The organism is Paenibacillus lutrae (assembly GCF_009757775.1).
GTDB classification, from domain to species: domain Bacteria; phylum Bacillota; class Bacilli; order Paenibacillales; family NBRC-103111; genus Paenibacillus_F; species Paenibacillus_F lutrae.
The window spans coordinates 515,554-525,928 of the sequence record NZ_RHLK01000001.1; the positions used below are offsets into that span (position 1 = coordinate 515,554).

At 48.3% G+C, this 10,375-nt stretch carries 9 protein-coding genes; 2 read left to right on the forward strand and 7 right to left on the reverse strand.

Annotated features, from left to right (window positions below; all coding sequences use genetic code 11):
• Positions 1-40 precede the first annotated feature (40 nt).
• Positions 41-2,422, reverse strand: coding sequence for a polyprenyl synthetase family protein (locus EDM21_RS02015; RefSeq protein ID WP_157332425.1), 2,382 nt, complete (start codon positions 2,420-2,422; stop codon positions 41-43).
• Positions 2,423-2,781: 359 nt separating this feature from the next.
• Between EDM21_RS02015 and EDM21_RS02020 the strand changes: the two genes are divergently transcribed.
• Both EDM21_RS02020 and EDM21_RS02025 read left to right on the forward strand, forming a co-directional pair.
• Positions 2,782-3,261, forward strand: a complete 480-nt coding sequence (locus EDM21_RS02020) for a DUF2243 domain-containing protein (RefSeq protein ID WP_157332427.1) — start codon at positions 2,782-2,784, stop codon at positions 3,259-3,261.
• Entirely contained in the window at positions 3,251-4,060 is an 810-nt protein-coding gene (locus EDM21_RS02025; protein WP_157332429.1) for a cytochrome c oxidase assembly protein, read from the forward strand. The genes EDM21_RS02020 and EDM21_RS02025 overlap by 11 nt, the downstream gene beginning before the upstream one ends.
• Positions 4,061-4,436: 376 nt before the next feature.
• On the opposite strand, the gene EDM21_RS25185 is transcribed toward EDM21_RS02025, so the two are convergent.
• The 6 genes from EDM21_RS25185 to EDM21_RS02050 all read right to left on the reverse strand — a co-directional run bounded on the left by EDM21_RS25185 (position 4,437) and on the right by EDM21_RS02050 (position 10,234).
• Positions 4,437-4,571, reverse strand: a complete 135-nt coding sequence (locus tag EDM21_RS25185) for a hypothetical protein (protein ID WP_268893037.1) — start codon at positions 4,569-4,571, stop codon at positions 4,437-4,439.
• 111 nt (positions 4,572-4,682) lie between these two features.
• Positions 4,683-6,938, reverse strand: a complete 2,256-nt coding sequence (locus EDM21_RS02030; RefSeq protein ID WP_157332431.1) for a N,N-dimethylformamidase beta subunit family domain-containing protein — start codon at positions 6,936-6,938, stop codon at positions 4,683-4,685.
• Positions 6,939-7,304: 366 nt separating this feature from the next.
• On the reverse strand, positions 7,305-7,559 hold the full coding sequence (locus EDM21_RS02035) for an acyl carrier protein (protein ID WP_157332433.1): 255 nt from the start codon (positions 7,557-7,559) through the stop codon (positions 7,305-7,307).
• A 3-nt stretch (positions 7,560-7,562) separates the two neighbouring features.
• Entirely contained in the window at positions 7,563-8,597 is a 1,035-nt protein-coding gene (locus EDM21_RS02040; protein WP_157332435.1) for an HAD-IIIC family phosphatase, read from the reverse strand.
• A complete protein-coding gene (locus EDM21_RS02045; protein ID WP_157332437.1) occupies positions 8,581-9,039 on the reverse strand; it encodes a GNAT family N-acetyltransferase in 459 nt (152 codons plus the stop codon). The genes EDM21_RS02040 and EDM21_RS02045 overlap by 17 nt, the downstream gene beginning before the upstream one ends.
• Positions 9,040-9,064: 25 nt before the next feature.
• A complete protein-coding gene (locus EDM21_RS02050; protein ID WP_157332440.1) occupies positions 9,065-10,234 on the reverse strand; it encodes a bis-aminopropyl spermidine synthase family protein in 1,170 nt (389 codons plus the stop codon).
• Positions 10,235-10,375: the final 141 nt, after the last annotated feature.

Below are 10,375 nucleotides of genomic sequence, written 5' to 3' on the forward strand. Positions count from 1 at the left end.
CCGACCGTACAGTTGATCCTCCGTGATGTCTGTTATTATTTTAACGGTCCCGGCTAATTAAGTAATTTAATACATGCTTAAGAAAAGCCGTATCACGGGGCACTTCTTGCAAGGTTTCCATGGCTTGGCAGTAATGTTCCCACATTTCTTTTCTGGCACCCTCCAGACCAAGAATGGACACAAAAGTCGAATTGTTGTTTTCGACGTCTTTGCCGGTAGGTTTGCCGAGCAAGAGAAGATTTCCTTCCGTATCAAGCAGATCATCTTTGATCTGGAAAGCGATCCCCGCATGATAAGCAAATTTCTTCAAAGCTTCCATTTCCGGCTCTTTAACCTGAGCGAGAATGGCAGGCATAATCAGAGAAGCTTCAAAGGCAATGCCTGTTTTGTAAAAACAGATTGTATTCAATTGCTCCAGGGTTAAGGTTTTCCCTCGGGATTGCAGATCCATTGCCTGCCCCATGCACATATCCCCTGTCTTCTGGGCTGAATAGCGGATCAGGTCAAGCACGGTTACGGGATTGAAGCGGACAAGCGACGATTGTTCTTCAATTGCCTTCTGAATTAAGAACAAACCGGTTAATTCCGCAGTCGCAACATTATGAACCTGGTGCAGAGTAGGACGTCCCCTGCGGGTGGAGGCATTATCTTGGGAAGGCAGATCATCGAAGATCAGGGAAGCCGTGTGCATATATTCCAAGGATCTCAGAAGCGGAACAATTTCGGCCGCCTGCAGGCCATATTCGTTTACGCCCATGACCCAGGTCAAGACAGGCCGAATTCGTTTCCCCGCTCCTTCTAAACTGTAATTGGCAGCCTCTATAAGCGGTTCTTTCATCTGGGGTATCCCCTCATCCAAGGGAATAGGCAAGAACTGATTGATCTGAAGGCGGACTTGCTCAATCGTATCGGAGAATTTCTCCTTTTCTTTCCGGTTGTTCTGCAAGAGGGTAACTATCTGATCCCGGAGCAGTTTATCGAAGAAATCAACATCATCCGCTTTATCTGCCATGTATTGGACGAGACGGTTGAATTCCGGATTTCCGGCCCCCAATACCTCCATCACTTCGTTGTACTTCTCCGCGCCGATCCGCTTCTTACAACGTTTTAGACCGTTGATCGCGCGATCCAGTATCACCTCGCAGGTTCTGGGATCGGAGTGATACACATGATGGATCAGATGACAGATAACCGTCCAATACAATTCGTAAGGGTTTATCAGATCCGGACGCCGGTCGTGGTATTTTAAATAATAGGTATAAGGTGTTACCGCATCGTCTTGCATATCGTCGAACATATCTGCGAAATCATCCGCCAATTGATTGTAAATCCCGTAAAAGAAGGTCCGGTTATCAAAATCCTCATCTGCCTCAGCGCTAATAACGGAACGGACGATAGAACGGGAAGAAGAGGATTTTAAAATGATGGGAATATAGAGTTCTTCATTGGTGTATGCGGTATGAGATAGGTCCTTTACGCGATCCAGCTCCTGGGAATGGAAAAACACATAGGATTGTTCGAAAAAGGCCGGCAGCCTCTCCGGGCGCTGATACGCTTTGATAAACTCATAAGCATTGCGCAGCTCCGAATGGACGAATTGTATAATGTCTTTGTTATTCTCGGCCCAATCCCCCAGTTCAGGTACAGAACCGGTAAGAAGTGAAGTTCGCAGCATATGCGTGAATTGTTCTTTCTCCTGATCAGTTAACACGCCGGAATCAAGAAGATCATCTATGAAAGGATAGGTCAGACCGTAGGAGTACCCCAGCCGGAAGGCTTCGTCCAGTCTCCGGGAACGTTCCTCAGGCGGCGTTGTATCGTCCATCTCCTCGATCACATGCATGATGACCCCGATCATGATCTTAATCAGTTTACGCTGGGCCTGCTCGGCGTTCATTTCCTTCGGTATATGGGCGGATACGCTCTTGAGTTTGTCTATTGCCCAGATCATGGCGGTTTCTATGCCTTCCTTCTGGGCCCACCGGTATAATCCGGCAAGACTCATCGAATCCTGCTGATCTTCCCCGTTCTTGCTGGCGTTATTAACCAGCTTATTCTTAATATCGGCAGCCATGCGCTGTATTCGGGTCCGGGTATCAAGAGAATCCAGGGATTTGCCCAAATCCCTCATGTACATATAAGAAACGCTTCTGTCCAAGTAATCATCCAGTTCACCTGAATAATTCAGCCATTGGATATAGCGGTGATAATCCCGGGTATCGGGCTTTTTCCTGCTGCGTGAAAACAGAGAAAGCCAGGATAGGGGACGAATATGGCGCTTTTTCCATACACGGATATCTTCTGTCAGGGTAGGCACATAACTCTTGTCCGTGACCTGCGCGAACAGCGCCGTGAAATACTGAGCTGCTCTCTGCTCAGCCTGCCGGTATGCTTCGGCTTGATCTTTAAGTTTCTCATTCATAAGTATGGAAGACCTCAACTTTATTACTGATTTTGAATTCATGCCTGTACAAATTCCCCGGCTTATATTCCTATCTTATACGGGAAAGAATCGTTTGGGTTACGGAATTCTCGCGCTAAGGTTATCTTGAGGTAAATAAACCGCCGTTCTTCTTTCCAGACAGAGTCGGTTTCATAAGATACTCAACTATAATTTTATGCAGCAGCATTGCAATACCTCACTTGAACTCATGGGTTTATCATTGCTCGGGTGTACTATCCATTATCGGTCGCCGCTACCAGAACATCCGGTTTGAAATTCAGGCGGCCGGGTAAAAATGGTAAGATCAGGAGATAAACCAGGAAAAAGGAGCTTGTAAAATGGATTCTGCACTCATCCCAAGCTATTCAAGACGTAATTTAGGGTCGGGTTTTCTCTTTGGACTTGGACTTGTAGGTTTTATAGATGAAACGGTATTTCATCAACTTCTGCACTGGCATCATTTCTATGACAAATCAACATCAGACATAGGTCTGGTTTCGGATGGCTTTTTTCACGCTTTTAGCTGGTTCGCTACGATCGGAGCCTTGTTTATGTTTGCAGATCTCCGCCGGCGAAATGCACTTATGCCCACAAGATGGTGGGGAGGCGTATTGCTCGGCGGCGGCATTTTCCAGTTATATGACGGCACAATCCAGCACAAGCTTATGCGTCTGCATCAAATCCGCTATGTAGATAATGTTATCGCTTATGACATCGTATGGAATGTTACGGCAATTGCGATGATCCTGGCCGGTATCGTTCTTATTCTTCAATCAAGAAAATACCCTTCTAAAAGGGATCTGCAGCATGAATCATAATCATATGGATACAGTCGGTTTTTCCTACGATTTTATTTGGATACTGTTGTGTGCCCTTCTCATCGCACTTTATTTTATGGCAGCACGTATATCGAACCGTCAGTATAGATCGTGGCCCCTATCTCGATATTTTTTCTGGACGTTCGGCGTTGCGAGCGCTGCTGCAGCTGTAGGGGGTCCCTTAGCCAATCTCGCTCTCACTGATTTCAAGGCGCATATGGCGGGTCATTTGCTGCTCGGAATGCTTGCTCCACTGCTTCTGGCACTGGCTGCCCCCATGACTCTTCTCCTGAGGACCCTTAGCTTGCGATCATCACGCCGTTTATCACGCCTACTTAAAAGCAGGCCACTGCGCATTCTGAGTGATCCGGTTACGGCTACTCTCCTGAACATCGGAGGGCTGTATATCCTTTATACGACTGACTTATTCTTAAGAATGCATGAATCGTTAACCCTGCATATATTTATACATATTCATGTATTTCTTGCAGGATATCTCTTCACGATCTCGATAATTTATATCGACCCGTCTTCACACCGGACAAGCTATAGGTATCGGGCTGTTGTATGTATACTTGCTTTAGCCGCACACGGCATTCTAGCCAAATACATCTATTCACATCCGCCTGCTGGCGTACCGCTTATACAAGCCGAAACGGGCGCAAAGTTAATGTACTACGGTGGAGATCTGATTGAGATCGTATTCATCACTATTTTCTGCTTCCAATGGTATAAGGCAACCCGTCCCCGGAAATCTGTACAGATGAATAAAGTAACAATAGATGCTGAGTCTCCTTAATAGGAACGCGGCATTTTTTTATAGCTCACTCTGCTGATCCGCCTCTTACCCGCCCGCTCTAGGCAACGTGTACACGGGATATGTCTTGGGCTGAGCTGGATTCTAATAATCGTTAGATAATACATCTCTCGCCAGCCGCATCCCGTATCCTAGACCTTTTTCCAAGTAATAATCCGGTGGTAATGTTGCGTGCCTGCAAAAAAGGGGCTGTCTCAAAATTCATTTCAAGAATGCAGTCCCCACATTTCACGTGATATTCAGTTAAAAAAGAACCTTCAGATCCACTTTTATAAGTGGGTTGAAGGTTCTTTTACGCATATTTTAGGATTGCCTCACTCAGGTTTATTCTTTGAGACAGCCCCTTTATAAGGCCTCTTCACTTCTTATCCTGGTTTTCACCAAAATCTTTTCCTTGCTCACGAGCTGCTTCCGTAGGTTGATCAGCCTGCAAACCCAATCTGCAGCAGGGCAGCACAAGGGCCAGCATGGCAGCGGCATCCTTAGCTTTCACAGCTCTTATCTCCCATGTAGGAGTTTTCTAAAAAGGAACCCAATATTAACAAGCCCCTGTGAGCTCCGGTGAACATTCTGTTGTCAAATGGATTGACGCATGTCCTGTTTGTTACAACAGCAGCTTGCTCAGCACGTTGTCACTGATACGGACTACATTGTTATTATAATTGTTCCAACCCAGGCTGCCGGCCCAATTAACAGAACCGACTGAGAATACCGCACCCCCGCCATGAATATCAAAATAAGTCATGTCCGCCCTCACGAGCGGATTTGTGGTGCCTCCCTGACCTGGCGCAGTATGCAGCAGATCTTCATGCACGAATTGATAGTTATCGTCATGGCCGGTCGAAGTGGCCAGACGCAGTGTGTGCGGAGGTGTTCCGAAACTCAGATCGTAGCGGTCGATCTCGTCGCCAGCGGCTCCCCCGGCGGCATGTCCGAAATCGCCAATAATTTCGTATTCGCCGATACCGTCAAAAATAAACCCGGCTTCCGGCTTGAAACTGTCATCTAACCGGCGGTAGCCGGCAGCAGACCCGCCTCCCAAAGCACTTGTGCCTACACCGACAAGACGCTGCGGCACATAACCATGATGGCGCCAGATACCGCCGGACTCGCCAGTCGTGCTATGGAACAGCTCACCCGGAGGAGAGTCCGAAGCGCGCGAACCGGCGTTGCCGCGCCGCACTTCCAATAAAGACGGCCGGGCCGGATCGAGACTCGTCACCCAGTAAAACCCGTTTCCTCCCAAGTACATTACCCGCCCGCCATTCGCTAAATATTGCTCCAGAGCCTTCATCATCGGACGCGTCCAGTATTCGGGATGGCTGCCGGTAATTAGCACCTTGTATGGGCTGAGTAGGTCAACTCCCTCATGATGCAAATCCTCGTCCGTAGCTACGTCATAGCTCTGCCCCCGATTCTCCAGCCAGCCGGTAATGTACAAGTCGGCCGAAAAGTGGCGCACAGCCCGCCAGTTCCGGTAATGAGGCCGGATGTTGAGAAGAGGTCGCAGACGGGAAGAGAATTGTACGCCGCTGCCGTCGTTATGCAGGTCGTAGATGGAGTTGCCCAGCTCCGGATGTTCATCCAAATAAACGTCCTGCGAAGGAAGGACATAGTCCTCTCCCAAATAGTCTTGGGCCAGTTTAAACAGCCGCTCGTTCCCGTAAGCCACATAAGTATTGGTCGGCGCAAGAAACAGAACGGCTGCACTTGCGGTTCCCTGTACAGGGCGTACAAAGAAAGGGATAAAGTCTACGCTGCCTTCAGCTTCAAGCTTCAGCGCGTATATTCCGCTCGGCAGATCATCCGGGATACGCCAGGTAATGTCCGTTTCCCACTGGGCATCGACAAGATCGTTATCATGAAAATGAACGGCCGCGTATTGTTCAGGTGCGTGCCGGTAGTCCAGCTGCTCACCAGTCCAGTTGTGACTGGTTACCGCTCTTGTGCCCCCCTGATGCAGGGCACCGTGGTAGCCGCCTGCCGACTTATCCTCAAGGTGTGTAGATGCAATATCGGCGCTGAAATCGTAATCCGCAAGGGGAACAACGCCAATCCCGTCTGTGCCAAGCAGCACGTCCGGTAACAGCTCCTCGGTTAGAAGCTCTACCCAGAACCGGGGATTGCCGATTTTACCATTGTAATGATGAAGGGTGCGTCCGGGAGCGGCAGGATCGGAATCCGCAGCGAGCAGGACGCGGGCTAAGGCGACATTGCTGTAATCCAGATTTGCAGCAGCGGTATGAACTTGCAGGCCGTCATCAGCCTTCCATCCGTCCCGGCTGGCGACACAAAGCTTGGCTGCCTGTGTGCTTGCAGAATACTGAAGGACGACGGAATACCAACGATTTTCTTTAAGCGGGATATCGGTGCGGACTGTAACGGATTGCCCGTATCCTCCGGTCAGAGATAACGCCAACCGGCCGTCATTTTCCAGTGCCAGGGCAGCGCCTGCTTGGCCATCTGCAGCGCGTGCCGACCAGACGGTTTGAATATTGTCGTATACGGGAACCGTCGGGTAAATCCACAGCTGCGCCGAGAATTCGCCGCTCTGCAGCCAGTTCCCCGGCAGGGGCAGCTCGGCATAGGAACCTGGAGCCGTGATCTGCCGCCGCCCGGGGTATTGACCCGCACAATCTGCCGTCACCGGTTCCGTCGGCAAAAAAGTCGAGTTGTCCGGATCAGGCATTCCGGCGCTTAAGCGCACAACATTAGCCGTATATACCGAACTTTGGGTATCAATCATAAAGTGCAGATCTTGACCGGGCTGAACGCTGAATTCATTCGTATACCCGACAATGGTTACGGGATTAGGCGCCTGGGGCACGGTCCCGTTCGTTTTCACATCTTCTTTGGACATGTTTACATTCCTCCCGTAGTTCAAAGTTTTTCTTTGTACAACGCGAATCTGTTCTGTAGTGCCTGCCACGTAAGATGAGAACGACAGCTAAATCTGACAGCATTCTTCTTTCACCGCATACAAGTTTTGCAAAAAGAGATTATCCACAAATTGTATGAGATATAATCGATTATAACATGTAAATATTATGGAATGGAGGTAAATTTTGTTTATAATAAACTCTGCCGAATATAGGTCGTTCTATAGATTAGGCCTAAAATTAGCGGGCCGCCTATTCATTGCAATAAAAAATACCATAACCTCGCAGGAATATTTCCCGCTTAGACATGGTATTTGAGTAAACTGACGTCTGGTGGCTGCTGCAATTCAGGGATTCTCCCCTTTGCTCTGAATCACCCATTCCGTCAGATTCCTGACGCTGCTGATCGAATCCAGCGTCATATCATCCTCGTCCATCGTAAAATCGAAGCGCTTCTCCAACTCCGCAAGTAATCTAATCAGCGTCATAGAATCCAGTACTCCGGCAGTGCCGATTAAGACGGTATCCTTATCTACAAACGACATATGAAGCATTTCCTTAATTATGTCCGCAATCTCTTGCTGGATCGCATCACGGTTCATCGTTCATTCTCCAATCTCGAGCCAATTAAATGCTTTGCGGGGTAGCGGCAATTGCAGGATGTAGATCGATTCCAAGTCATCCGAAGCGGATTTTTTGAAACCCAGCATTTCCAATAATAGTCTCGCCGGTAAATTTCGCTCTTTGCGTACCAACCGGCACCGTACGGTTTGCGCCGTCGGCAGTTGTTGTCCCAGCCGTTCTAGAACCGTATACAAAAACGCCGAAGCGATGCCACGGCCTTCGATCCGGCAGGAAATACAGAAGAGAGAAACATCAATCTCCTCGCCGCCCGTATTCACAAAACAGGTTCCGATAAGCCCGTGGGCACCGAACCGATCCTCGAGCTTGGCCACATACAAATAGTGTCCGGCCTGATTGCAATAGGAATCGACGAACGGCAGATCAATTCTTTCTAGCAAGCTGTTCATCTGATTCGTACGATGAGACAATTCAACAACACGGGGGTAATCTTCCTCCTGCGCTAATCGGATCTGCAGCTTCATCCCGCATTCCTTTAAAAATTGCTCACGGCTTCCCTTGTGCTCTTTTCTTGCTTCTTCTCTCCTATATCGCGCCTGCATATATTGACGCCGGTTCTCCGATTCCTCAGTCGCATGACCGGCTTGAAACTCGGGAAACTCTGGCAAATCCAGGTATTGCCGGGCGTCATAAGTGCGCACCTGAGGAACGTAATAATTTATTTCAAACCGTTCGAACGGATCGTTGTCGATCAATGCCAATGAATCCAGTCCGATGTTCAGTTCCTTGGATATGCGCTCTATACTGAGCGCTTTGGAATCATAATGACACTGCGGGTAGAGGAAATATTGACCGACGCCCAGCTCCTCCAGCTTGCTTTTCACATGCTCCCAGTTGTTGCGGCTGGCTATACTCTGGACAATTCCGCGCCGGTCCAATGTATCGAGTACGCTCATGATCCCCGGCAGCAGTTTGATTCCCGCTTCGTCATCTTGGAGCGTACCCTGCCACAACGTATCGTCTAAATCCCATACCAAGCATTTAATCATGGGATCCATCGGGGAATAGCTCCATCGTCAAATGTGTCGGCTTGAAGCCGTATTTCTTATAGAGAAGCCGCATCGGCAAATTGCTTACATGCACCTTACCGACGATTTGCGTGACTTTCTCGCTTTTGCAGTAGTTCATTCCCGCCTCGAATAGTTCATCGACATAGGCGGTGCCCCGGCAGGATTCTGCAATATAAAAACTTTTGAAATTCGCATACGTCTCTTTGGTAACCGAGTTTTTACGCGGGGTTATCCACATCCAGCCTGAGATTTCCCCGTCCACTTCAAGAACAAGCATTCCTTCCCTCTCATAACGAAGCGCCTTTTCCAGTTTTTTCGTATGAAATTGAGGATCGGTAATCGCATCTTCTCCGAATGAAATGGTGGAGATTTCTGTCTCAAATATTGTAATACTCGCAATATCCTTGGGCTCGATTTCTCTAATCGGCATCTTGCTGTAACTCCTATCTGCGTTCTTATGCGTTCTTTTTTTGAATGAGTTCGAAAGTCTCGTAACGGCAGCCCGGGCAACCCTCTTTCTTCAACTGCTCAATCGTCTGCCACTGCATTTGGAAGCCAACTTCGGTCACGCGATTACAGCGTTTGCATTCGTATAAGCGAATCGTACGTTTGACCTCGCCGGTATACAGCGCTTGCCTGTATTCACGCTCAATGCTTTCATGCGTCTCTTCAGTAGATTGTAACACAATCATCTGGCTTGTGTTACCAATAATTTCCGCCCCGATATATTCATTGAAACGAGGCAAGACACTCGTCACGAACAAGCCCATATTGGCAAATTCACGCTGCATCGCCAAGGTGAAATCAGGTGATTTATGGGCGAACGACAGGAAAATAGGCAGCCCAACATCCCGTTTCAACAATTGGATTCCGCGGGAGACGAATAACGACATCCCTTGCTGCGTATAAGGGGGATCGGTGAACACGCAATCAAAGCGGTGCAAGAATTCAGCCGGCAGTTGCTCGCGAAAATCCATTTCGTGACAAACGATCGGCAATTTTTCGGTTTCCGCCAGTTCGTTCACATAGCTGATAATGCGCTGGTCAATTTCGAATACATGAATGCGGGTGTTCGACTTGAATGCATCGTTACGGTAAAGCTGCTTCAGCAAAAATGCCAGCGACACGCTGACAAGATCATCGTCCCCCAGACAAACGATGTCTCTGCCGATTAGAGCCTCGTTACGAAGTGCCAGCACGGCCCGATTCATGCTCGTAGCCAGAGTACAGCGTGACTGGTCAATGGTAACATCGACCTGAGGACGTCCCTCGAAGACGCTCTCCAGCTTGGTCATCATGTCCTTCAGCTCCTCAGGCTGCCACTGCTCGTATTTCAAACGCTGATACAGATCATGATCCAGATGACCGAATCCCATCGTTTGTTCGACAAACCGGTTTCCTCTTGCGGTGCAGTTCACTCCCCGTTTTTGCTCAATGAGACCCACCTTGATTAACTCCTTCTTAATGGCGGACACAAGCGGCAGAGGCAGAAGCGTTTTTCGGGCAATATCTTTAGTGGAGATCCCCGGTTTGAAATAAATATCCAATAGAATATTCTCAATTACTTTTTTTCCGTCCTTAATTGACACTTGCGAGTAAACATAATCTATCAATTCCTTATTCATATATTTACCATCAACTCCTTTTACGAATATATTATCCAGCGTAATGCACAATTGTATATTAATGGTTTACCAACAAGCGCAACCATTATCCTATATTTACCATAAAAAAGCAAGGCATCCTAAGACAGGAGATCACCCTTG